The sequence below is a fragment of the Bradyrhizobium sp. Leo114 genome (assembly GCF_055229415.2).
On the sequence record NZ_JBUYEN020000019.1, the window covers coordinates 88,951 to 112,612 of the forward strand.

Here is a 23,662-nt window from a genome sequence, read left to right on the forward strand (position 1 = left end):
TAGAGGTAACTCAGCCCGCCAGTCCCAAGGTCTCGCGCTGAGATTGAGCAATGACGGAACTGATGGAGACGCGATTGACGACAAGCCCCATCGGCACCGCGCCGGACTTCGACAAGCCAGCCGCAGCCCGCTGAATTGCCGCCGGAGCGGCAGCTCCGTCGCGAACGACCACGACGATCAGATCGGCATGGGCCGCCAGCGTCCTCACGTCGGGTTGTGCAGCAAGAGACGATGCGTCAACGACGATCAGATCGAACTCCTTGCGAATGTCGTCGGCAGGGAGCGCGCCTGTTTGCGTGCCGGCACTCAAGAGCACACTGACAGAGCGAAGATCTGTCTTGGTGATGCCCTGCTCCTGCCGGTCGGCCGCGACCGGCTTTGCAGCGGACAGATCCGATTGCAGCTCGATCAGAACACTGAGCATGCCCTTGTTCACGGCCGACCGATTGAGCGATCGTGCGACAGTGCTGCCTCCCGCGCCGTTCTCGATCGACATCACGAGGGCTACCTTGCCACCGGATCCCGGCAACTCGTCGATTTTCCCGATCAGCGAGCGCAGGTAGGCACTCAGATCGAGCTCGGCGGCTGCCGCAATCGGCTTCTGCCAGACGCTTCTGGTGAATTCCCGTGCCGGCAGGTCGGGAATGCGGGCCCAGACCGGCAGCTTCGGCGGCAATTCGGGCTGGGATGGTGATGCCGCCTGGGGCAATTCGGGCTGGAGCGAAGGTGAATTTGCCCGGCGAACCTTCGGAGTGGGCTTCTCTAGAATGTTCTTGATGTCCGGTACGGCAACTGCCGCCGTCGATATCAATATCGAGGCAATCGCAAGCACGGCGAGGAGCAATGCGAGCGGCGGCCGGGTCGGACGAAGCGGTGGAATGGCAAGCGAAGCGATCTTGGTCTGCGAGCTCTGCAGCAGGCGCTGCTCGTTGGTGGTCTTGGACCGCGACAGAAATTGCTCGTAGATATTCCTGTTGGCTTCCGCGTCGCGCTGCAGCTCCTGCAGTCTGACGAGCGCCTGACCGTCGACCAGTATCTGCGATTCGACCGCCTTCAACTGATCTTCCAGCGATCTCTGCTGCTCGCGTTGCGCTTCATATTCGGACTTTGCAGTTTCGATGTTCTTCTTCCGCTCGATCTCGATCTGCCTGTTGAGATCGTTCAACTGGCTGTATGATATGACGAGGTCAGGATGGCGATCGCCGAACACCGCGCGTTTCTGCGCGATCTGGTCGTTGAGCGCCGACCTCTGAGCTCGCAGGGCACTCAGCAGGTCTTGTCGAACCGGCCCATCGACATTCGCTTTGAGGTCGCGTTGCGCCTGCTCGTAGCGAGCCCTTGCTTCTTCGGTACGAGCGCGAGCGGCCGAAACCTGCTGCGTCAGATCGGTAACGCGCAATTGCTGGGTCGTGGCGTCCTTGCCGGCATTGACGATCCTGTGCTCGAGCTTGAAGGCGGCAACGGCATCCTCTGATGTCCTCAGCCGGTCATTCAACGTCTTGAGCCGGCCACTGAGCCAATCGGCTGCTTCGTCGGTCGCCTCAGTGCGGACACGGCCCTGGTTAGCGACGAACGCCTCAGCTATGGCGTTGGCGTAGTAAGCCGCTCGCTCCGGACGGTTCGAAGTGAATTTGAAGCCGATAACGTAGGTGAGCCCACGGCGGGAAATATCGAGCCGGTTGCGGAATCTTTCGAGCAGACGCGTGGTGTCGGATTGACCGCCGGCGATGTCTTCATCCTCTCGAACCTTGAGCTGCTCGATAAGCGGGCGGAGGAAGCCATCGGACTTGGCGATTTCAACCAGGCTCTGAAGCGCGGCGGCATCCTGGCCGATACCCGGCAACACGTCCTGATCCGTGGTCACGCGCTGCTCTCGGGGATCGACAACGACCAGCGCTGTGGCCGCATACCGAAGCGGAATCAGCAACAGAGCGATGACACCAATGGCGAAGATGGCCAGCGCGAGCATCAAGATGCGTCGGCCGTTTCCCCGCAGAAAGGAAAGCATGCCGGAGAAGGTTAGCAATCCCTTAACGCGTTCCGCGGGTCCGGTGCCAGGCGGCTGACGCGGAGCCTCCCACGACGCCGCCGTGGGCTCCGTCTGACCGGAACGTCTCGGGCCTGCGCGGCTACCGAACATCATGGGTTTTGACTCGAATTCAACTGGCAGACACTGTTCAGTGGCCCTGCCCCCAACGTAAATATCTATGGTTAATCGGCGGTTACCCTCTCTCGCCAACGCCGTAACCAATTAGTTAACGAACTGGCTCTATGTTCTGCGCGGATGCAACGACACCTCCCCTGTGAGCGAGATGCGCTGCATTAACCCCATTGTGCGCTGGCCGGTGTAGGACCGAGCATCGCGTGATAGGCATTGCGAAAATCGGGGAAGAATCCCCACTCCCTCAACCGTTGAGGAATCCGTGTTCCGTTACCAGCCAAGCACAGAATTGCGCGAGGCACCGATACGATCGTCGGCAGCGTCACGCGATCGGTCAAACAGCATCAAGCCAAAGCGACGTGTCGTTCTGGTGCAGACCCAGGCGGAGAACGCCGGTGCTCAGGAGATCACAAGGCTGCTTGGTGCCGGCCTGACGGCGCGCGGCTATGAGGTCTTCAATCTCTTCTTCTTCCGCAAGTCAGATTCCTTCGACGAGCCGCCGAACACGTTCTATTGCGCGCAGAACCGGCCAGGAAATCCGGTGGCGCTGCTCCGCATGCTGTGGACGCTCGGCGGCCATATCAGGGCCATCAGACCCGATGTCGTCCTCACGTTCCAGCATTTTGGCAATGTGATCGGCGGAGGCGTATCGCGCCTCGTCAGTCGCGCTCCGGTTATTGCCAACCAGGTTTCATCGGCGATGTCGATGAGCTGGCCGGTCCGCGCCGCCGACATCGTCATGGGCAGCGTCGGCTTCTACAATTGCATAACGCTCAACTCGCGGGAGATGGAGCGTGAGTACGCGCGCTACCCCGCCCCTTATCGATCGCGCATGAAGCATGTCCCACACGGCTTCGACGACAAATCGCTTGATCTGCCGAAGGATGTCGCGCGGCACCAGTTCAAACTGCCGCCGGATCGTGTGCTGCTCGGTTGCGCTGCAAGACTGCACCCCCACAAACGGCTCGATGCGGCGATACGTCTCTTAGGCAGTGAACCGTCCTGGCATCTCGCGCTGGCCGGCCAAGGCGCCGACGAGGAACGGCTAAGGCTGTTGGCAGACGAGTTGAAAGTATCCGACAGATTGCATCTTGTCGGCGAGATTCCGCCGCGGCGGATGGCCGACTTTCTTGCCTGCCTCGACGTGTTCGTGTTCCCGACGCAAGCTGAAACCTTTGGCCTCGCCGCGGTTGAAGCCGCAAACGCAGGTGTTCCTTCGGTCGTGAACGATCTCCCCGTTTTGCGAGAGGTGCTGTCGTTTGAAGGAAAACCCACGGCGCTCTTTGTCGACGCCTCGGACAATGCGGAATTATCCGCCGCCGTTTCCGCAATTTTAACAAACAGAACGTTGCGCGACGAACTGCGGCAAAACGCCAAGGGCCTGAGGTCGCGCTATTCGGTAGACAGCATGGTGGAGGAATACGTCCAAATTCTCAGCCAGGCTGTTTGATCGGCACGCATTAGGCACATGAGCGCAGATGGGCCGGACATGATTATCGAATTTCGCTGCGAACGCGAGCATGCACGGCGGTGGATGTCCCGCGAAGCGCTGTCCGTCGGCGGCCGGGACGTCCCGGTTCAAATCGCGTGGACAACAACTTCGGAATCTCGGCCTGCTGGCTTGGAGGCGCTGTTCGAACTTGAACGGATGGTATTGCGGAGGGGCCAGCGCAGCGGCGCCGACAAACTGAAAGTCATCCCGGAACGGTCGCAGGCCCAGGCCGGCAAGGCCGACGTGATTGTCGACTTTACACGCGCCGGCCGCGATCCGGACTGCTCCGCCCGGCTCTATCTGCGCCCGCAGTTCAATGGGATACCAGGGGAAACTGCAGCGCTGGCAGCCATACTCGCGGGCGACTTGCCGATTATCGAAATCGTCAATGAACTCGACGGCAGGGTGCTCGATCGCGGTCATCCGTCCGGAGAAATCGCAGTCGGCTTGAGCGGTGCGCTCGAAACAGTCATGGCGCGAACCCTGACCATGCTGACAGCGATCCTGTCAGGAGCGCCAAGACTAGTTCCGGGGCTGGCGTCGTCGACGGGCAAAAGCACCCAACGACCGGCGGCCACCTATGTTCTGCGCGGCCTGGCCGTATCGATCGCGAAAGAAATATATCGCCTTTGCTGCTATGCGCCTCATTGGCACATCGGATGGCGCTACAGTGAAAATGCCGACGTGTGGCGAACCGGAGATCTATCCGGGCCCGACTGGAAAGTGCTCGGGGATCCCGGAGATCATTTCTACGCCGATCCCTTCCCCGTAAAATGGAAGGGAAGGACATTCGTGTTCTTCGAAGATCTCGATCACCGGGTGGGCAAGGGCATCATTTCCGCGGTCGAGTTCGACCGCACCGGTCCGGCCGCAAACGTCGTCCCCGTACTGGAAGAGCCATGGCATCTGTCCTATCCGTTTCTGATCGAGGACAATGGCGAACTCTGGATGATCCCGGAGAGCACAGAGCATCGGGACGTCGCGGTTTACAAATGCGTTCGGTTTCCGGACAAATGGGAGCGTCACTGCACGCTGCTGTCAGGGCTTGAACTGGCCGACGTGACCATCACGCGACACAACGGCATGTACTATCTGTTCGGCGCCTGGCGCGACGGCACTGGAGGCTATTCCGATACGTTGGCTATCTTTTATGCCGAGCAACTCTTCGGACCCTGGCTGCCACATGGGAGCAATCCGGTTCTGATGGACCGCGCAAGTGCGCGACCCGCGGGCAACTTTGTGACCATCAATGGAAGCCTGTGGCGGCCGGTCCAGGATTGCTCCGACGGATATGGCGCAGCGCTCGGTCTTGCCGAAGTTCTCGAACTGTCGCCGACCACGTTCAGACAGGTCGTTCGGCACTCCCTTAAGCCAGGGCCTGCATGGCCAGGCAGGAAGCTGCACACGCTGAATCGCTGCGGCCAACTCGAGGTGATAGACGGATCGCGGGTGCAGCCGAAGATCATGGCTTTCGTGGACGGACCTGCACCGGCCGTTTCGGCATCCTCTGGGAGTGATGCAGCTCGACGGGAGCCAGCCCGATCGCGGAGCGCCCCTAACAGCGTTCTGGCCGCCGATTAGTCTTTGCGCTGGTCGGCGATGATCACCGATACGGTTCGCGCTTATCAAGTCAGCCAGATGTAAGAAGAAAGCCCGCGCGTCGCGGGCTTTCTTTCTCCGCTACCAGCCGCGATAACCGCCGGTACCGAAGCTGAAGCTGACACCTGGTCCGCCGCCGTAGTACGGCCGCTGATATCCATAGCTGTTGTAGTATGGGCGATAGTAGCCATGGCGGTGGTAGCCATAGCGATGATAGCCGTAGCGGTGGTAGCCGTAGTGGTGGTGATGACGGTGCATTCCGTAGTGATGGTGGTGATGGCCCCTTCCACGTGCGCTCAGATCGGTGGACCGGCTCTCATAGCTGCCCGCCTTTGCCGCCGCCTGCCGATCCGCCGCATTTGCGGCCGAACTACCAATCAGCGCTGCAGCACCGACCGCCAACGTGATCGCTAACCTCTTCATGGTCGCACTCCATTTCGTGTGTGAAGTTCAATCCCACAAGGAGCGCCACGTTCCGGGCTGCGACATAATACCCGGCCGTTTAGCTGCGGTTCATCTCCATGAACAAGTCCCTCTCGCGAAGTGGATGATGACATTACTTACGGCCTCACTGCGCAATCCTTCAGGTCGCGACCGCTGACAACAACACAGCGCGTTCTTCAGCATCCGTTCGCCCCTCCTCGAGCGGTAGCGCGTGACAACGATCGGAAAACGGACGCGTCGGTGCGCCAGGCCTGCGGGCGCAGTGAAGCCAGCCGACGCCTTGCCTGCGACCCGCAGGTCGCCATCAACAGCGAATTCATACGCGATTGAAATTCCTGTGCTTTCCAGACTTCCCGCGAAAGTCGACGGCACCGATTTCGGCTTCACGCTGCACCGCAATGCCTATCGGTGCGCTGACGACAGCTCACCCCTTGCTCCCGCGAAGATGATATAACATCGGACATCAGGAGCTATCGAGGCTCCGCGACCAAGGATTTGGCTTACGCAATCAACTGCGATCAAGACGACGGCGCTCGAAGAGATGCACTCCGAAAACAGGCAGGCGATCGTGACCGCGGTCAGCCGGCGCGGGAAATGGAGGACGTTATGGCGTGGCGTGACGACAAGGCCCGAGCAACCCTGATCCACGAGGCCGGCGGGAGCGTGCAGCCGGGCAAGACGCCACGAGCCTTTGCCGAGCTTCTGTTTGGCCACAGCAACATCGAAGACCTCGCCAACTACGATGCCGTGTCGCTGGCCTTTTTGGCAGAACAAGCCTGGGAACATGTGCAGCGGCGCACCGCTGATCGTGCCGACATCCGCGTCATCAATCCGATGATGCCAGACGGGCGCGAGATCTCCGTGCTGGAAATACTCAACGACAACATGCCCTTCCTGTTCGATTCCACGATGGCGGAGCTCGCCGAGCAGGGCGTCGAGGTCACGCTGGTCGCCCATCCGATCATTGCCGTGGAACGCAACGAGCAGGGCAAGCTGCTGCATTTCTACGGCGAGACGCTCCCCGAGGGGGTAAACGGCGAGCGCGAAAGCCTCATTCACTTCCACATCGCACGCCTGGACGCCGAGGCTGACCGCCAGAAGCTGATCGACGGCCTCACCAAGACGCTGAGCGACGTGCGCGCCTGCGTCACCGACTGGCGCGCCATGCGCGCTCGCGTCGAGCAGGCGATCAAGACCTTCAGCTCCAATCCGCCGCCGATGCCGATCGACGAGGTCGCCGAAGCCACCCAGTTCCTGCAATGGCTGTGCGCCGACAATTTCACTTTTCTCGGCCTGCGCGAATACCGCTTCGCGCCGGATAGCGACGCGCCGGACGGCATCACCACCGGCGAAGGCCTCGGCATCCTGCGCGATCCCGATGTGAAGGTGCTGCGCCGCGGCGCCGAAATGGTGGTGATGACGTCGGAGATCCGCGCATTCATGCGAGAGCCTACCCTGCTCATCGTCATCAAGGCCAATGTGAGCAGCCGCGTCCATCGCCGCGTCCGGATGGATTATGTGGGCATCAAGCTCTTTACGACCGACGGCCGGCTCGACGGCGAATTGCGCCTCGTCGGCCTGTTCACCTCGGCCGCCTATACCCGTTCGGTGCGGCAGATTCCCTATGTCCGCCACAAGGTGGCGCAGGTACTCGAACGCGCCGGCTTCGAGCCGGACAGCCATTCGGGCAAGGCGCTCCTGCATATCCTTGAAGAATATCCGCGCGACGAGCTGGTCCAGGTCGACGTCGAGACTCTCTACAATTTCGTGATGGAGATCCTGACGCTCTATGAGCGTCCCCGCGTGCGCGCGCTGGCGCGCGCGGATAAATTCAACCGTTTCGTCTCCATCCTCGCCTTCATTCCGCGTGACAAATACGACACCGACGTCCGTACACGCGTCGCAGGCTTCCTGGCGCGGGTCTATAACGGGCAAGTGGCAGCCTCCTACGCAGCTTTCCCTGAAGGGTCGCTTGCCCGCATCCACTACATCATTGCGCGCTTTGAGGGCGATACGCCTGTCATCGAGCGCGCCACGCTCGAATCCGGAATCAGCGCCATCGCCGCAACATGGGCTGACAAGCTGAAAGCCGCGCTTGCGACCACCGCTGACGGCATGCGAGCCCGCCTGATCGCCAATCGTTATGCACGAGCCTTTACCGGCGGCTATACCGAGGTCTTCGACACCTCTCAGGCGATTGCCGATATCGCCATCATCGAAAAGCTCACTGCCGCTCGCTCCGTGGCACTTTCGGTTCACCGGATCGACGGCGACGATCCGACGCGCTTCGGCCTCAAGGTCTTTTCGCGCGGCGCGCCCTTGTCGCTGTCGTATCGGGTGCCGGTGATCGAAAACCACGGCCTGCGCGTCGTGAACGAGCGCACCTATGAGATCAGGCCGAGCGCCACACCCTCACCTGCACCGGTTTGGCTGCACGACATGACGATCGAGACCAATGATGGCAAGCCGATCGTCATCACCGCGGAATTCGCCCGACGCCTGGAAGCCTCGATCATGGCGGTAGTGGGCGATCGCGCGGAATCCGACGGATACAACGCGCTGATCCTGCGCACGGTCCTGAGCTGGCGCGAAGTCTCGGCCATCCGCGCCCTCTCCCGCTACCTGCATCAGATCCGCGTCCCGTTCACTCAGGACTACATGTGGGAGACTCTGCGCAAGAACACCGCGATCACCACCAGCATCGTCGCTCTGTTCCAGGCTCGCTTCGACCCGCGCCTCACCGCCACCGATGCCGAGCGCTCGGCGCGCGAGACGGCCCTGCTCGCCGAGATTGAAGAGCAGCTCAAATCCGTCGCCTCACTGGATGAAGACCGTATTCTGCGCCGTTTCACCAACCTGGTGCAGGCCGCCATCCGCACCAATCTATGGCAGCTCGGTCCGGACGGGCATCCGCGGCCGGTGATCTCCGTTAAATTCGACGCGCGCAAGATTGAGGAGCTGCCTGCACCCCAGCCGCTCTACGAGATCTTCGTCTATTCGCCGCGTGTCGAGGGCATTCATCTGCGTTTTGGCAAGGTCGCGCGCGGCGGACTACGCTGGTCCGACCGGCCGCAGGATTTCCGCACCGAGATCCTCGGTCTGGTCAAGGCGCAGCAGGTCAAGAACGCCGTCATCGTGCCGGTCGGCGCCAAGGGCGGCTTCGTGCCCAAACGTCTGCCACCGCCTTCCAATCGGGAGGCCTGGATGGCGGAAGGCACCGAAGCCTACCGCATCTTCGTTCGCTCGCTGCTTGAACTCACCGACAATCTCGACGGCGACACCATCGTGCCGCCCGAAGACACCGTGCGGCACGATGGCGACGACCCCTATCTCGTTGTCGCAGCCGACAAGGGCACCGCGACCTTTTCCGACATCGCCAACGCGATCTCGACGGAGAAGGGACATTGGCTCGGCGATGCTTTCGCCTCCGGCGGCAGCCAGGGCTATGATCACAAGAAAATGGGCATCACGGCGCGCGGCGCGTGGGAAGCGGTCAAGCGCCATTTCCGCGAACTCGGCACCGATATCCAGACCAAGCCCTTCACCGCTGTCGGCGTCGGCGACATGTCCGGAGACGTCTTCGGCAATGGCATGCTGCTCTCGCCGGCGACCAGGCTCATTGCGGCTTTCGATCACCGCGATATTTTCATCGACCCCTCACCCGATCTCGCCGCCAGCCACGCCGAGCGCCAACGCCTGTTCGACCTGCCGCGGTCGAGTTGGCAGGACTACGACAAGTCAAAGATCTCGCCCGGCGGCGGGGTATTCTCGCGTTCGCTCAAGGCAATCCCGTTGGCGCCGGAAGTGCGGACCTTGCTTGATCTCGACAAGCCGCAGGCCACGCCTTTCGAGGTGATCACGGCGATCCTCAAGGCACGCGTCGACCTTCTCTGGTTTGGCGGCATCGGCACCTATATCCGCGCATCAGGGGAAAGCGACGACCAGGTCGGCGATCGCGCCAACGATCCGATCCGTGTCACCGGCGCTGATATCCGCGCGCGGGTGATCGGCGAAGGGGCCAATCTCGGCGTTACGCAGCGTGGCCGCATCGAAGCCGCGCAGAAAGGCGTCAAGCTCAACACCGACGCCATCGACAATTCGGCCGGGGTCAACACCTCCGACGTCGAGGTCAATATCAAGATCGCACTGGCGCGTCCCGAACGCGAAGGACGTCTCAGTCCGAACGACCGCAACATGCTGCTTGCCGCGATGACCGATGAGGTCGGCGCCCTGGTGTTGCGCAACAATTATCTGCAGTCGCTCGCGCTTTCGCTGGCCGAACGCAAGGGCCTCGCCGAGACCGGCTTCCTCACGCGGCTGATGCAATCGCTCGAGCAGCGTGGCCTGCTCAGCCGCGCCGTGGAATTCCTGCCAGACGATGCGGCGATTGCCGAACGCGCCCGGCGCGGCCAATCCTTGACTCGGCCAGAGCTGGCCGTTCTGCTCGCTTACGCCAAGCTGACACTTTACGACGATCTGCTCGTCACCCGCGTGCCTGATGATCCATATCTCGCCCGCGAACTATCCGAATACTTCCCGCGCGAGGTTCGGGACAAATTCCCCGCTGCGGTGGAACAGCATCGCCTTCGTCGGGAGATTATCGCAACCAATCTCGCCAATGCCTTTGTCAATCGCGGCGGCCCGGCCTGTGTCGTGCGTCTGATCGACGAGACGGATGCCGATGTATCGACGATTGTCATGGCCTTCGTGGCGGTTGACGAGTGCTACGGCCTGAAGCGGCTCAATGACGCGATCGACGGACTGGACACCCGCATCGACGGGCAAGTGCAACTTGGCCTCTACGCGGCGATACAAGATCTACTCCTCTCGCGTATGCTCTGGTACGTGCGCAATGTCGATTTCAAATCGGGTCTGGACGCGGTCATCGCCCGCTTCGGCCCGAGCATCCGCGAAATCGCCGCCGGATTGGATAAGACCCTGCCGGACGACGTGCAGGCCGGGCGCAGCAAGCGGCGGCAGGACCTGATCGATGCCGGCGTCCCGGGCGAGCTCGCAGGCGAGCTCGCTGATCTCGACGCCCTGGTCTCCGCACCGGATATCGTAACCGTCGCCGAGCGCACCGGCCGGACCATCGGCGACGCCGCTACGACCTTCTTCGCCGCCGAGGCCAATTTCCGCCTCGATCGCCTGATCGCCGCCGCGCGCAGCGTGTCGGCAAACGACAATTACGAACGTCTCGCCATTGATCGCGCCGTCGACCAGATCGCCGCCGCCGAAAGAAGACTGGCTGCGGACATGCTGGCAACCGGCCAATGCGGCCAGCAAGCCGCGGGCGACTGGCTCGCCGCTCATCCTGAAGCCACGCGCATCCGCCGCTCGGTCGAAGAAATCGCAGCCAGCGGCCTGACGCTCGCCAAGCTGACGGTAGCGGCAAACATGCTGGGGGATATGGTCAAGAGCTGAGCGGGCTCAAGCTGTCGGGAAGCGGGATTCCAGGAGATCGACTTCCCTGACCAACTTGCGGGCGATCTCGTCCGAGAGCTGCCGGCTACGCGCGATGCGATACAGTTCGGCCCGTTCGGCGCGCAGTCCGACAAGACGGAGGCGGCGTTCGACGTCGTCGATTTTCTGCGCTAGTTCGGCTTCCTGCCCGACCTTGGAACGCCCGTCGATACGCTGGCGATATAGCGCCATGATGCGAACGCCGGCATCGGTATAGAGATCGGCGTCAATTTGCCCTTCCCCCATATCGTGTTGCGCCTGCTCGATCGCCCGGATCGCGGCTTCCGCCGCAGCGATGCGCGCGCGATCTTCTTCGGCCTGATGCGATGGCTCGGGTGGAAGCTCCAGATCCCTCAGCAAGAACGGCAGCGTCATGCTGGCAGCGACCAAGGATACGATGATGACGCCTGCGGCGAGAAAGATCGCGAGATCGCGTGCCGGAAACGGCGAACCATCGTTCATCGTCAACGGCAGTGTCAGCACGCCTGCAAGAGTAATGGCGCCGCGCACCCCGGCAATCGATGTCGCCGCGATCAGGCGCCAGCTCGGAATATAGGGCTTCTCGCCCTTCAGATGTGCACGAAACAACGTAAATCGTAGTGACGTCCAGACCCAGGCGAACCGCAATACAGCCAGAGCGAGATTGATCGCGACCACATAGACGAGGAGCCAGAGCGGCGCATGATGCCCGGTCTCCTGGACCACCCTCGCCGCGCCATCGAAGAGCTGCGGGAGCTGCTCGCCAAGCAGGACGAAGATCACGCCGTTCGCGGTGAACTGCACCAGGTCCCAGACGGCACTGCGACGAATGCGGGTCGCAGGTAATGCCTGCCCGCTCTGCTCGACGTAGCTCATGGTGATCCCGGCGGCGACGGCTGCAAGAATGCCCGAACAATGCACGTATTCGGCCAGGAGATAGGCGCCGAACGGAATCAGTAAACTGATCAGGATCTGCGAGCCCGTCTCTTCGCCAAAATGGCGCGAGACCCAATTCTTCGCGACGGTCACCGCCCATGTCACAACGACGCCGATGGCGATGCCACCGGTCGCAAGCCAAAGGAACGTTCCGAACGCGGCGAAAGCCGAAAACGAACCGGTCAGAGCTGCAGCAACGGCAAACCGCATACAGACCAGGCCCGATGCGTCGTTGAGCAACGATTCTCCCTCAAGGATGTGCATGAGCCGGCGGGGAATTGGTATGCGCGCGGCGATCGCGGAAACGGCAATCGGATCGGTGGGGGAGATGACTGCGGCGAGCGCGAAAGCGACGGCGAGAGGCATCGCCGGAATGATCCAATTAACGAAATATCCGACACCGACGACCGTGAATACGACGAGGCCGAACGCCAACTCCAGGATCGTCCCCTTGTCGCGAAATAGTCCTTCCTTGGGGATGCGCCAGCCGTCCAGAAACAACAGTGGAGGCAGGAACAGCAGGAAGAAAATGTCCGGTTTCAATTGGACGCCGAGGTCGGCCACGGCAGCAATCAGCACGCCGATGACGATCTGAACGAGCGGCAGGGGAAGCGATATCGGCAACATGCGGGCAACTCCGCCGCTGACGACCACCGCCAGCAGCAGAATCAAAGCAACGGTAACGGTCTCCACGCTCTCTCTCGCATGCGCAATGCCCGGGATTTACCGCGCATCATAGCGACGCCACCCGAATCATTCCACCATCCATCCCGCGCCCCACCTCCACCCGGGTCTGTCCTCGCGTTCCAATTACAGGTATGGCAATTTACTATCTCGGTCCTCAGGTTCTGGATGAACTTCCTGATGAACGATCCGCGGGCCGACCACCGCCGGTGTTTATTATGGCTTCGCGCCGATCTTGATATGGATCGCGTCGGCGCTTTCCTGATGATCCGGGACCTGTTTCACGATTGCGGTCAATCCCTCGTTGCGCATGGCGTGCAGAAGGACAGCGGCTGGCTTGCCCGCCGCTCCCCAATCCGAGTGTCGCGATTCGGCGATCTGCACCTCGACGCCCTTGAACACGACGATGCCGGCCGCAGGCTTTCCCGGCGGGATGTATCCAGAGCCTTGTGCAACCGCCTGTCTCTTCCAACCAGCGACATCAAGCGCCTTTCCGACATCTTCCATCAAGGCAACAGCTTCGGGGTCAAGCTCGACCGAGAAATCGAACGGAGTGCCACGAAATTCCTTGAGGGCATCGGCAATCCGCTGTTGGGATGCGGGACCGAACGTCCGCGGGCTGTCGGCCCAATATGCCAGAGCGACGCCGACCAGGACGAGAGCGGCAAATGTGATCGCCAGTCCTCGCTCCCAGGCGCCTTTCGAAATCCCGAGAACCAGAAGAGCGACCTCGCCGCTCAACCCTATCAGAAGCAGGATCTCCCCGATCTCCTTCACCCAGCTGAAGAGGACCAGGGAAAAGGCGGCAGTATTTAACATCAAGCTCTCCAAGTCGCAGGCTGGCAGGCGGCTTGGGAGACCGCATCACTCGTAACTGCGGATTCGACATGCGAAGGTCTGGACCTAAGCAACGGGAGATTAATAAGTCGCTAGCGGTCAAGGCGCGCGTCGTGCGGTGGTTCGTCGCGCGGATCCGGCGCGGTTGCGCGGGGATCCGGTAACTACCGCAGTCCCGCTCGCACGGCCATGGCACGCACATCGGAAGGAGTGAGACCATAGGCCCGGCGGAAGGTTCGGTTGAAATAGGACAGATCACCAAATCCGACCTGAAAGGCGATTGCGCCGATGGCTCTGTCGGCAAACCGCAGGTCTTTGAGCATGCGATACGCGCGAGCGAGGCGCTGCTCGAGCACGAAAGCTGAAAACGATGTCCCCTCGGCCTCGAAGAGCTTGCGGATATAGCTCGGCGAGATTCCCTGACGCTGCGCGATAGCGACAATATCCAGATCAGGCCGGCCAAGATTGTCCTCAATATCTGCTTTGACGGCCTCGAGCCGCGCGGCGCGCAGTCCACGGCCCCTGGCCGCCTCGGCGAAGTCTTGGGTCGCACCGATTGCGAGCGCGGCGAGGTCGATAACGTGGGTCGCGGCGGTTCGCATGAGACCCGGTGCCTCGGCCGGCCCTCCCTGCCGCAGCGCCTCGACATACCGGATCAGCAGCCGCAGCGCATCGTTGTCCGGCGGAATCTGGCGCGCATATGCGGCACCGAGATCCGGGACCAGGGCGGCGAGATCTGGTCGCGGGAGCGCGATCGTGAGAAAGCTGCCGTGACAATGCATGGTGCTCACCGATGGATCGGTGGCCGAGAGAACGACACCACTTCCGGCACGGCCCACGATCTCCCGGCCGAACTGCGAGGTGGTCGATTTGCCGCTGATCAGAACGGAGAGGCCGACGAGATCCTTCGATTTTGCGAGATGTTCTCGGGTGATGTGATAGTGGGCTGCGGAGCGGGATCCGGAAACGATCCCGACCCCAGGCAAGGCCTGAAACGTCACGCTCGCCTGGAACGGAGCGTCGTCGATCGGTTCGATATCGACATTCGCAATGTTGCGGCCATAGACCTCGCGCCACATTGCAAGGCGCTTGGCTTCCGGAAACTCATCAGTCGACACCGTGAGCGGCGCAAGCCGTCCCGAATCGTTCATTTCAACCTCATCATCGGCGGGACGCACGGGCGGCGCTTCTGCTCCAAGATCAAAAGCACGCTGCAACGGACCAAGATCGCGCCATCATTTTGAACGCTCTGTCTAGACCAATTCCTCCGCAAACGGCTAAGGAAGGTCTACCGGCGGGTCTTCGCCGCGGAACTGGCGCGGCTCCAGTCGCCCCGCAAGCTGCCCGCGGGCTGGCACAACTTCTTCATGCTGGGCGGCGGCCCGGTGATCTTCAATGATATCGGCAATGGCGCGATCGCCGTCGAGCCGCTGAAGAACGCCGGCATTCTGCAGCGCCCCGTCGGCATCGAACTGAAGCCGCAGACCAAACTGAGCTGACGCTGGATCGTCGAGGAGCTGCCGTCTCGGCTGCCGGAAAACCAGCTCACCTCGCACGACTACCTCTCCATCGCCGCGGAGTTCGACGACGGCCAGGACCTCACCTACTTCTGGAGTTCGAGCCTGCCGATCGGCACCGCGTTCCGCTGCCCGATTCCGCGCTGGACACCGCTCGAGTCGCACATGGCGGTCCGCAGCGGTTTCGCCGATCTCGGCAAGTGGGTCAGCGACGAGCGCGACATCTACGCGGACTACAAGGAGCACATCGGCGGCCCTACCAGAACCGTCGTCAACATCTGGCTGCTGGGCGTCTCTCTCTTCCAGCGCCGCAGCGGCTCGTGCCGCTTCGCCGACATGCAGATCTCCCATCCGGGCGCCGGAGCCCTGAAGCTTTGCGACAACGCGGGAGTGAACCGGTTCAATCGGCTCGCCGCTAGCAGTTCTTAGGACGTGGAAAATCGCTTAAGGCCCGAGGCTCGACCAGCAGGCCCTGTCGTTCGTAGCGGCGGCGCGTCCTGCTGAAGCGCACGACGACGGCATACCGGGCACTGTTCGCCTTCGCGCGCCGCGTGAGCAGCGCATCGCCCGCCGGCAGAAACTCGAGATCATCGAGGCCAACGCAGTGCAGGCATGCCGGGCCGATCGGTCAAGCGTCGCCGCTTGCGCAGGAAAAGATTCGAAATTATATCGTCGCCAAGATACAAGGTGGCACATGACCTTCCTCTTCGCGAAATTCGAGATGCGAATGCCCGTCCCGCAGGAGATTTGCTGGAGGGATTAAGCGCGCACACGCGCCGTTCGGACGAAGCGGACCCGAGCCCTCCCATCCTGCGGAGGGCTTTTCAGTGTCCGCGTCCTCTCGGCCACACGGAGTGCGTCATGACGAAGTATCTGATAACCAGCGCGTTACCCTACATAAACGGCGTCAAGCATCTCGGGAATCTTGCGGGTTCGCTGCTTCCCGCGGACGTCCACGCCAGATTCAGACGACAGACCGGCGCGGATGTTCTATTCATCTGCGCCACCGACGAACACGGCACGCCGGCGGAACTCGCCGCGGCGGAAGCACGCTGCGATGTCGCCTCCTACTGCGAGCGTCAGCATTTCGTTCAGCGCGACCTCTATCGTCGACTTCATCTGTCCTTCGACCACTTCGGAAGGTCGTCGTCGCGCCGCAATCATTCCTTGACGCAGCACTTTTTCTCGCAACTCGATAGGAACGGCTTCATCGAGGAGCGCACGCTCAATCAGGTGTTCAGTGCGACGGATGATCGCTTCCTGCCCGATCGTTACGTCGTCGGCACCTGCCCGCATTGCGGATCGAGCCGCGCTCGCGGCGATCAATGCGAAGTCTGCGCGCGACAGCTCGATCCGACGGATCTGATCGCGCCGCGCTCGGCGATATCCGGCGCCACCGATCTGGAGGTGCGCCAGACACGCCATCTTTTTCTCCGACAAACCACCATTGAAGCCGATCTACGCGAATGGCTATCCTCGCGCTCGGGCTGGCCGCCGTTGGTGACTTCGATCGCTAACAAGTGGTTGGACGAAGGCATCCGCGATCGCTGCATCACCCGGGACCTTTCATGGGGAATACCGGTTCCGAAACCGGGCTACGACGGGAAGGTCTTCTACGTTTGGTTCGATGCGCCGATCGCGTACATCGCAGCGACTCAGGAGTGGTCGGACGCCGACCCCGAGCGGAGGGATTGGAGATCGTGGTGGCTGGACGCGTCGGACGTTCGATATGTGCAATTCCTGGGAAAGGACAACATACCGTTTCACGCCGTCAGCTTCCCTTGCACCCTGCTGGGGTCCCGCGAGCCCTGGACCACCGTCGACGTTATCAAGGGCGTGAACTGGCTCAACTATGAGGGCGGCAAGTTCTCGACCAGTTCGGGTCGCGGCATCTTTCTCGATCAGGCACTTGAATTGCTGCCGGCGGACCGATGGCGATGGTGGCTGACGGCCAACGCACCGGAAACATCCGATGTCGATTTTTCATTCTCCCGGTTCGCGACTGACGTCGATCACGATCTTGCCGACACATTCGGCAACTTCGTGCAGCGCGTCTTGAGCTTCGTGGTCTCGCGATACGACGGCGTGGTCCCCGGCGGCGTTTCCGATCCGGTCGATGGCGAACTCTCCGCCCGGATCGAGGCCTTGGTCGGTCAGTTGCGCGAGCGCCAGGAAGCTCTGGCCCTGCGCGGCACCGCGGATGCCGTACGCACGATATGGAAGACGGCGAACGCCTACCTCGTCGCAAAAGCACCCTGGTCGCTTATCGCTTCAGATCCGGACGAGGCCGCTTCGGTGATTAGAACCGCCGTGAATCTCATCGGCATTTGCGCGCGCGCCGCCTGGCCGATCGTTCCGGATGCTGCGGAAAAGGCGCTCGAAGCGATCGGCGACTTGGAAGCGGTGCCAGCGTTCCCTTCGACGGATCACCTGACCCGAATTCCGGCCGGTCGCCGGATTAGCCATCCCGGACCACTGTTCGCGAAGCTCGGGGCCGAGTGGGCAGCTTCGCAGCGTCAGAAATTCGCCGGATAGAGCGTGCGATCGGGCGGCTTTACCCCCCGGTCCACGAAGTGCGCCCTGGGAATGCTAAGCAGCCGCTTCGTCGCGAGAGCTCAAACCGGCTCTCACTGTCTGTTACAAAGTCGATCGATCAGCCGATCGGTGACAGCGCCGAATATCTTGGGATCGTCATAGGCACGCGCCGACAGCATTGCTCCGTGAACGGTCGCCATGAAGGCCTCCGCTTCAATTCGGGGAGCATCAGTCAGCGCAAATCTTCCCTCTCGCTGGCCACGCGCGAGGACCGAGGTCAGCCAAGCTGAGAGCGCCCGGAAATGGGCTCTTACTTCGAGGGCCACTTCCGCCGGGAGAACAGGAAGTTCGCTCGCCAAGAGAGCGCACACACAGAATGGCGCGCTGGCGTCTCTGATGCAGGCCGCCCAATAACCCGTATAGCTCCGAAGCAGTTCGAGCGGATCGGAAGCCTGTCGTTCCAGGTGTGCGATACCGGCGACGGCCTCCTCCCGGTATTGAGCGATCAGCGTACGCACCAAATCCGCTTTGGTCGGGAAATGATGATGAATGCTTGGCTTGCGAATGCCGACAACCTCCGCAATGTCGGCGTAGCTGAAGCCGTTGTAGCCACCGGCTATGATCAGGGTCCGCGCGCAAGCAAGGATGTCGTCTGCGGTGGTGGATAGGTTACTCATGCTGGCATCGCTACCTTCTAGTTGGTAGAGTGTCAATCGCTGAAAGCGTCGTGGTTTGCGGCTATTGACACTCGCCATCCTACCTACTAGTAGGAAGACAAATAGCGGAGTTATCAAACATGCAAAGTCAACGATCGCAAGTTCCGACCGTCTCGGCGTCCGGTTGGTTGAAGGGATATTACTATGTTCGCGCGGCCTTTTCGCTGATCTGGGTAGCTCTTGCCTTCACCCTTGGACGCCACGTTCCGCAAGTCGCTGCGGTCATGTTGATTGTCTACCCGGCTTGGGACGCGGCCGCGAACTATGTGGATGCGGCGAGCAACGGCGGCCTCGTCGGCAACCCGAGCCAGACGCTCAATCTCGTGGTCAGTGCACTCACGATGTTCGGTGTCGCCGCAGCGCTTACGCAAAGCATGAACGCCGTTCTGGCCGTCTTCGGTGTGTGGGCCGTCCTGTCCGGCGCATTTCAACTTGCGACGGGCGTCCGCCGCTGGAAATCCTATGGAGCACAATGGGCGATGATTCTGAGCGGCGCGCAATCCGCCCTGGCTGGAGTGTTCTTCATTCACGTAGCGGGCGGCGCGAACGTGCCTAGCATCGCCGACATCGCACCCTATGCTGCCTTTGGCGCCTTCTACTTCCTAATCTCGGCGATCTGGCTGACGGTAAGGGACGCTCGTCGCGGAACGATCCATACCGCCGCGTAGGGACGGTCGCCCTAACGGGAAACGGAGCGTTGCTCGACGCGTAACGGGCAGCGCGCCGAGTAGGCGTCGGCTCATGGGTTTGTTTTCGAGGAGCGGATGCCCGTCGAAAAAAGGCTTTATCGGTCAGCCTTCAGCTCTCGGTGCGAAGCGGGCGCGGGATTACGCTGTGAGACAATCTGATCGAACGCGGATCGAATTCGCCGAGCCACCAACTACATCAGCCGCCCCTCACGATCAGCTTGCCATCGTCCCATTGTACAGCCTTGGCAAAGTTTTTTTTCAAATCCGTCGACGAACTTCTCGCGATACTTGATCGTCCTATTCCGCCTTCCACGCTCGCAAGTGATGTCAAACGGAGCCGAACGATGGTCCGGTGCGTCCAGCGGGCTGTTTTGGTCGGCGCTTCGAGGCAAATCGGCCCCGAACTGCCATTTGCAAAGACAGCTTCTACAGGTAAATCGAGCAAGTTCCTGATTGCGAGCCGAGACCCTGCTGCAAGAGCCCAAACATGAAGCGCGAACAATCGACCAACGAAAATAGACCTGTCCTCGGGAGACGGCCTGCGCCAGGCGCGCGGGCGCGGACTGACGAACAGAAAAAGGATGTCAGAGATAATCTGATCGCTGTCGGACGGCACTTGTTTGCTGTCGAGGATCCATCGACAGTCTCTTTGCGCAAGATTGCAGCCAAGGCCGGTTACTCACCAGGGACGGTCTACAAGTATTTTAGGGATCAGCACGAGCTATTCATCGCGGTACGCGAACAGGACATGTCCCGCGTGGTGGACAATCTGGAAAGGATAGCGAAGCGGGTTGCTGACCCGAAAGAGCGGTTGCGGACGGTCTTCCTCGCTGCCATCCGGCACTGGCTGAAACGACCCGAAGAGTTCAGGGTCCTGTTCTCAATTCGTCCTGAACAGTCCGCCAAGCCGGGCCGGTCGCCGTTCGGACGTTCGGCTGTAGTGCTCCGGTCCTACTCACTCTATCGGCAGCTGGTAGACGACCTGTTTGCTCCATACGCTACGCCCCCGTGCTCGCCACGCGTGGCGACCGACACTCTGATCGCCGCGACCCACGGAATCGTCGCTTTCACCCTGCACACCCACACTCTCGAATGGTCCAGCCCGATCAAGATGGCGGAAGAGGTGCTCGATGCCCTCCTCTCCACCTGGCTTCGGCACGAACGCTAGACATTTCCGCAAATAGCAGATGTGCAGCGGATGTGCCTGCCGATACGTTGAACCAATTCGTCCTCGTCGCTCGGATCGGTGAAATGCGTGATATACTTGCCGTCAGGTCCGACCAGATACGTGAAAGCCGTATGGGGCATTTGATACCCGGCCGCGTCATCCGGATCCGCCGCGCGCCTCGCGAAGACCTTATAGAGCCTTTTGACGTGCTCGATGTTGTCCCGCGAGCCGGTCAAGCCGGTGAAATGCGGGAATTTGCCTTCCAGGAAGGCCTTCATGACAGCCGGAGTATCGCGCTCCGGATCGACCGTGATGTAGAGCGGTCGGAGGTGCGTGGCCAACGGCCCGAGCCGGTCGATGACCCGCGATAGACATAAAAGAGCCGCCGGGCACACGGCCCGGCAATGGGTGAAACCGAAGAACAGCAACATGAATTGGCCGCGATAGCTACCATCGGTTACGGGGTTGCCGTAATGATCGATCAGATCGAAGGAACCTCCGACCCGGACGGTCTGACCGCTGCCCGATTCTCCCATACAACAGTCAGACATCGCCAATCTCAAGAATGAGCGTGGTTGGCTTCTCCAGCCGGACGCCCACGGCAAGAGTCTGGTCGCGCGCTGCGACGTGCACGGAATCCGTACTCACGAGCGCCCCGTCGCGACTGTCGGAGACAGCGACGTCGTCGATGAAGAGGGTCCAACTCGCATTCGGCGCCAGTGGTCCAATGTCAAGGTCAACATCTAGCGCACCTGCGTCTCTCGGTTGAAGCGTCGCGACCAGACATCTCTCAACTTGATCGTACACTGCGCGCGTTACGTCGACAGCGGACGTGATCCGCCGCAGGGCCGGAAGAGCAAAATGCTCACCGTTCCAAGGCTTGTTATAAAGAGCCCAAAGCCCGTCCGGCACGTTGAGACGAGCGTAGGCCAGCATCGCGTTGCCGGTGAGCCGATCCATACGGATGAGGTTGCCATCCTCATCATAGGATTGATCGCTGCGCGGATAGTAGAGGCCGCCGTCGCTCCAGGTCGGCGACATGTGTCGGTCGGCATGCGCGAGCAGACCTTTCAGGTCGCTATCCCCCATTTCGGAGAGCAGCATGGCGACGTAACCAAAATCCGGCATTGGCCATGGATAGGCGCGATCCTCGATGCCATCGACCGAACGACCGTTATCGAGCGCCTTGCGCACTTGCGGCACCACGGAGTTCGGGTAAAGCGATACTAGGCCGTCACGACCGTACTTCAGGACTCCCCGCAATTGATCCCGATAGATGCCGTGTACGAAATCGCGGTTCCATGTGTTCATGACTGCACCGCCCCATGCTGTCCAACCGACGCTTTTCGGCGGCACGAAATCATCTTGCTCGACGCGCCACCAACCGTGAAACCATCCTTCCGCCGAGAAGATGCCTTTCTTGTCCCAAGCCGCGCGGTAGCTCCGCGTTGCTTCGTCGGCCACCGAGGTCCCTTTGCGCACGTCCGAGAAACGGAAACCAAGCATGGGAAATTGATTGCAGACGATGAAGATACAGTTCGGTTCGCAGGCTACGCCCAGCCAGCCGTTTTCGACCATCTGCCAGTAGATGACCTCGGTGAGTGAGCTGCGACTATACTCGAACTTTTCAGGCCCCATCCCCCAGAAGATCGGGTTATGCACGAAGGTCAATGCGGCGGGCTGATCGTAGCTGTCGTCGTTGAACAGCATGCCATACATGCCCACCATGGCCGACAAATGTCCGCTATACATAATGTTCTCGCGGACCACCGGATCGGTCCATCCCTGTCGCAGCTCTTTGATGTCCGGATTGACGTACAGCCCCGACTGGCTCGTGTCCTTCCAGTAGCCCCAGACCTCGCGGCGCAGCATCTTGTGGATCAGCCTGTCGAAAGTGCCGCGAAATGCTGCGGGCGCCGCCGGCAATCGGTGGTAATGGGCCAAGCCGATCGCATAAGCCATCTGCGCAAGCTGATAGCGATAGGAGTCCAGCCATTCCTGCCCAGGGTCCGGGATACCCATTTTGGACCATTCGCCGTCGGGCTGACTGGCAAGATTCTGAATATGACGCAAATGGCCGAGTTGCAGCGGATCGAGGACAGGAAACCGCGAAACGTCGGGCGCCTTCCGATTGACCTTTCCTAGCTTCGAAGCCGGCATGTTATCGCTCCTTCGGTTCCTAGATGTGGTCGAGATCGTGAAATGGGGCCTGCTGACCGTCAGGCATCAGGCTTCTGTCGTAGTATTCCGAGCACCTGGCTATTTTGCCATCGTCTGCGATGGCCAATACGGCGCACAGACGAGCACGAAAGGTCTTGCCCGTTGCGACTACTTTGCCTCCGCCGAGGCTCTCGCCGTCGAAGGTCCCCTCACCGACTGCTTGAACCACCACGACAGAATCACCGGCTATGATTCTCTCGGGGACCATTCGAAAGCCGGAAATGGCTCGATGCCAGAGTTGATGATGACGTCTCATGAAGTCGCGGCCGCGACGCAACGCGCCGAAGGCCGTATCCATGTACTCACCATCTTCCCTGAAGAGGCGCGCGAACTCGTCGGCGTCGTGCTTATTCCATCCCTCCACCCAAGACCGGCCGACATTCTCCAGTGTCTGTTTGTCCAATCTGGTCACGCCGAATTTTCTCCCTTTTTCATCATCCTTGGTGCTTGGAGAACGACCTGAGTCCCGCTTTGATGATACGATGGTCGATGTCTATCACCTGAGCCTCTACGCTACATTCCGAGATACGCGCGCTTCACGTCATCGCTTTGCAGCAAGTCGGATCCGGATCCCGACTTGACGATCCGGCCGGTCTCCACGACGTAACCGACGTCGGCGATCGCTAATGCAGCGCGCGCATTCTGCTCGACCAGGAGAATAGTTATGCCATCCTGTCGCAGCCGATCCACCACGCGTAAGATCTCCGCCGCGAGAAGCGGCGCAAGTCCGAGCGACGGTTCATCGAGCAGCAGCAGCTTTGGCTCGCCCATCAGGGCGCGCGCGATCGCAAGCATCTGTTGCTGACCGCCCGAAAGCGTTCCGGCCGGCAACTTGCGCTTCACCTTCAGCACAGGGAAGAGCGAATAGGCCTGCTCCATGCGCTGGTCGATTTGACCGTTCTGCCGGCGATAGGCACCGAGACGGATGTTGTCCTCGACGGACATCGGACCGAAGACTTGGCGTCCCTCCGGAGCCTGGCAGATTCCGAGTGCCACGCGCTTGTGGGACGCAAGCCGCGAGATCTCGGCGCCCTCGAAGCGGATCGTCCCGGTTGCCGCACGATGCACGCCGGAGAGGACGCGCAGGAGCGTCGTCTTGCCGGCGCCGTTGGCACCCACCAGCGCGACCAATTGTCCCCTCGCCACGGAGAAATCGAGTCCATGAAGCGCTTCGATCGGTCCGTATCGAGCTTTGAGCCCGCTAACTTCGAGCAGCGGCTCG

18 protein-coding genes are annotated in these 23,662 nt (G+C 61.1%); 8 read left to right on the top strand and 10 right to left on the bottom strand.

Features of this window, described 5'->3' with window-relative positions; genetic code table 11:
• Positions 1-10: 10 nt before the first annotated feature.
• Positions 11-2,143 (bottom strand): GumC family protein, encoded by a 2,133-nt coding sequence (locus tag ACZIRK_RS23360; RefSeq protein WP_130222939.1) that lies wholly within the window; start codon positions 2,141-2,143, stop codon positions 11-13.
• A gap of 280 nt (positions 2,144-2,423) precedes the next feature.
• On the opposite strand from ACZIRK_RS23360, the gene ACZIRK_RS23365 reads away from it, so the two are divergent.
• Together ACZIRK_RS23365 and ACZIRK_RS23370 are read left to right on the top strand one after the other, a co-directional pair.
• Positions 2,424-3,611, top strand: a complete 1,188-nt coding sequence (locus tag ACZIRK_RS23365; protein WP_130222941.1) for a glycosyltransferase family 4 protein — start codon at positions 2,424-2,426, stop codon at positions 3,609-3,611.
• A gap of 39 nt (positions 3,612-3,650) precedes the next feature.
• Complete coding sequence (locus tag ACZIRK_RS23370) at positions 3,651-5,234, top strand: glucosamine inositolphosphorylceramide transferase family protein (protein WP_463328164.1); 1,584 nt, start codon at positions 3,651-3,653, stop codon at positions 5,232-5,234.
• Positions 5,235-5,333: 99 nt separating this feature from the next.
• Here the strand turns inward: ACZIRK_RS23370 and ACZIRK_RS23375 are convergent, their stop codons facing one another.
• The gene (locus tag ACZIRK_RS23375; protein WP_130222943.1) at positions 5,334-5,675 is read right to left on the bottom strand and encodes a hypothetical protein; all 342 of its coding nucleotides are present in this window, start codon (positions 5,673-5,675) and stop codon (positions 5,334-5,336) included.
• Positions 5,676-6,290: 615 nt separating this feature from the next.
• On the opposite strand from ACZIRK_RS23375, the gene ACZIRK_RS23380 reads away from it, so the two are divergent.
• Positions 6,291-11,120, top strand: a complete 4,830-nt coding sequence (locus ACZIRK_RS23380; protein WP_130222945.1) for an NAD-glutamate dehydrogenase — start codon at positions 6,291-6,293, stop codon at positions 11,118-11,120.
• A 6-nt stretch (positions 11,121-11,126) separates the two neighbouring features.
• Here ACZIRK_RS23380 and ACZIRK_RS23385 read toward each other — a convergent pair whose 3' ends face one another.
• The 3 genes from ACZIRK_RS23385 to ACZIRK_RS23395 form a co-directional block, all read right to left on the bottom strand.
• A complete protein-coding gene (locus ACZIRK_RS23385; protein ID WP_130222946.1) occupies positions 11,127-12,767 on the bottom strand; it encodes a Na+/H+ antiporter in 1,641 nt (546 codons plus the stop codon).
• A gap of 207 nt (positions 12,768-12,974) precedes the next feature.
• Complete coding sequence (locus tag ACZIRK_RS23390) at positions 12,975-13,577, bottom strand: hypothetical protein (RefSeq protein WP_130222948.1); 603 nt, start codon at positions 13,575-13,577, stop codon at positions 12,975-12,977.
• A gap of 182 nt (positions 13,578-13,759) precedes the next feature.
• Positions 13,760-14,746 (bottom strand): AraC family transcriptional regulator, encoded by a 987-nt coding sequence (locus tag ACZIRK_RS23395; protein WP_130222950.1) that lies wholly within the window; start codon positions 14,744-14,746, stop codon positions 13,760-13,762.
• Positions 14,747-14,962: 216 nt separating this feature from the next.
• Between ACZIRK_RS23395 and ACZIRK_RS23400 the strand changes: the two genes are divergently transcribed.
• The 3 genes from ACZIRK_RS23400 (at position 14,963) to metG (ending at position 17,647) form a co-directional block, all read left to right on the top strand.
• Positions 14,963-15,094 (top strand): hypothetical protein, encoded by a 132-nt coding sequence (locus ACZIRK_RS23400; RefSeq protein ID WP_463328166.1) that lies wholly within the window; start codon positions 14,963-14,965, stop codon positions 15,092-15,094.
• 6 nt (positions 15,095-15,100) lie between these two features.
• On the top strand, positions 15,101-15,541 hold the full coding sequence (locus tag ACZIRK_RS23405; protein ID WP_463328193.1) for a DUF3047 domain-containing protein: 441 nt from the start codon (positions 15,101-15,103) through the stop codon (positions 15,539-15,541).
• Between the two features lie 432 nt (positions 15,542-15,973).
• Entirely contained in the window at positions 15,974-17,647 is a 1,674-nt protein-coding gene (gene metG, locus ACZIRK_RS23410) for a methionine--tRNA ligase (RefSeq protein WP_130222952.1), read from the top strand.
• A 92-nt stretch (positions 17,648-17,739) separates the two neighbouring features.
• On the opposite strand, the gene ACZIRK_RS23415 is transcribed toward metG, so the two are convergent.
• On the bottom strand, positions 17,740-18,324 hold the full coding sequence (locus ACZIRK_RS23415) for a TetR/AcrR family transcriptional regulator (protein WP_130223065.1): 585 nt from the start codon (positions 18,322-18,324) through the stop codon (positions 17,740-17,742).
• A 119-nt stretch (positions 18,325-18,443) separates the two neighbouring features.
• On the opposite strand from ACZIRK_RS23415, the gene ACZIRK_RS23420 reads away from it, so the two are divergent.
• Positions 18,444-19,031, top strand: coding sequence for a DUF308 domain-containing protein (locus ACZIRK_RS23420; RefSeq protein WP_130222954.1), 588 nt, complete (start codon positions 18,444-18,446; stop codon positions 19,029-19,031).
• A 508-nt stretch (positions 19,032-19,539) separates the two neighbouring features.
• Positions 19,540-20,220, top strand: coding sequence for a TetR/AcrR family transcriptional regulator (locus tag ACZIRK_RS23425; protein ID WP_130222956.1), 681 nt, complete (start codon positions 19,540-19,542; stop codon positions 20,218-20,220).
• Here the strand turns inward: ACZIRK_RS23425 and ACZIRK_RS23430 are convergent.
• The 4 genes from ACZIRK_RS23430 to ACZIRK_RS23445 all read right to left on the bottom strand — a co-directional run bounded on the left by ACZIRK_RS23430 (position 20,217) and on the right by ACZIRK_RS23445 (position 23,655).
• On the bottom strand, positions 20,217-20,756 hold the full coding sequence (locus ACZIRK_RS23430; protein WP_130222958.1) for an SCO family protein: 540 nt from the start codon (positions 20,754-20,756) through the stop codon (positions 20,217-20,219). The two genes, ACZIRK_RS23425 and ACZIRK_RS23430, sit on opposite strands and share 4 nt — an antisense overlap.
• 7 nt (positions 20,757-20,763) lie before the next feature.
• Positions 20,764-22,380 (bottom strand): linalool dehydratase/isomerase domain-containing protein, encoded by a 1,617-nt coding sequence (locus ACZIRK_RS23435; RefSeq protein WP_130222960.1) that lies wholly within the window; start codon positions 22,378-22,380, stop codon positions 20,764-20,766.
• Between the two features lie 19 nt (positions 22,381-22,399).
• Positions 22,400-22,852 (bottom strand): nuclear transport factor 2 family protein, encoded by a 453-nt coding sequence (locus ACZIRK_RS23440; RefSeq protein WP_463328168.1) that lies wholly within the window; start codon positions 22,850-22,852, stop codon positions 22,400-22,402.
• Positions 22,853-22,953: 101 nt separating this feature from the next.
• The gene (locus ACZIRK_RS23445; protein ID WP_207230923.1) at positions 22,954-23,655 is read right to left on the bottom strand and encodes an ABC transporter ATP-binding protein; all 702 of its coding nucleotides are present in this window, start codon (positions 23,653-23,655) and stop codon (positions 22,954-22,956) included.
• Between the last annotated feature and the right edge of the window lie 7 nt (positions 23,656-23,662).

What these genes read in the sequence shown, in the direction of transcription:
- ACZIRK_RS23370 (WP_463328164.1), top strand. Translation starts at nt 3,651, where the DNA reads ATGATTATCGAATTTCGCTGCGAACGCGAGCATGCACGGCGGTGGATG.
- metG (WP_130222952.1), top strand. Translation starts at nt 15,974, where the DNA reads ATGACGAAGTATCTGATAACCAGCGCGTTACCCTACATAAACGGCGTC.
- ACZIRK_RS23375 (WP_130222943.1), bottom strand. Translation starts at nt 5,675, where the DNA reads ATGAAGAGGTTAGCGATCACGTTGGCGGTCGGTGCTGCAGCGCTGATT.
- ACZIRK_RS23425 (WP_130222956.1), top strand. Translation starts at nt 19,540, where the DNA reads ATGAAGCGCGAACAATCGACCAACGAAAATAGACCTGTCCTCGGGAGA.
- ACZIRK_RS23390 (WP_130222948.1), bottom strand. Translation starts at nt 13,577, where the DNA reads ATGTTAAATACTGCCGCCTTTTCCCTGGTCCTCTTCAGCTGGGTGAAG.
- ACZIRK_RS23380 (WP_130222945.1), top strand. Translation starts at nt 6,291, where the DNA reads ATGGAGGACGTTATGGCGTGGCGTGACGACAAGGCCCGAGCAACCCTG.
- ACZIRK_RS23415 (WP_130223065.1), bottom strand. Translation starts at nt 18,324, where the DNA reads ATGAGTAACCTATCCACCACCGCAGACGACATCCTTGCTTGCGCGCGG.
- ACZIRK_RS23435 (WP_130222960.1), bottom strand. Translation starts at nt 22,380, where the DNA reads ATGCCGGCTTCGAAGCTAGGAAAGGTCAATCGGAAGGCGCCCGACGTT.
- ACZIRK_RS23400 (WP_463328166.1), top strand. Translation starts at nt 14,963, where the DNA reads ATGCTGGGCGGCGGCCCGGTGATCTTCAATGATATCGGCAATGGCGCG.
- ACZIRK_RS23430 (WP_130222958.1), bottom strand. Translation starts at nt 20,756, where the DNA reads ATGGGAGAATCGGGCAGCGGTCAGACCGTCCGGGTCGGAGGTTCCTTC.
- ACZIRK_RS23360 (WP_130222939.1), bottom strand. Translation starts at nt 2,143, where the DNA reads ATGATGTTCGGTAGCCGCGCAGGCCCGAGACGTTCCGGTCAGACGGAG.
- ACZIRK_RS23395 (WP_130222950.1), bottom strand. Translation starts at nt 14,746, where the DNA reads ATGAACGATTCGGGACGGCTTGCGCCGCTCACGGTGTCGACTGATGAG.
- ACZIRK_RS23420 (WP_130222954.1), top strand. Translation starts at nt 18,444, where the DNA reads ATGCAAAGTCAACGATCGCAAGTTCCGACCGTCTCGGCGTCCGGTTGG.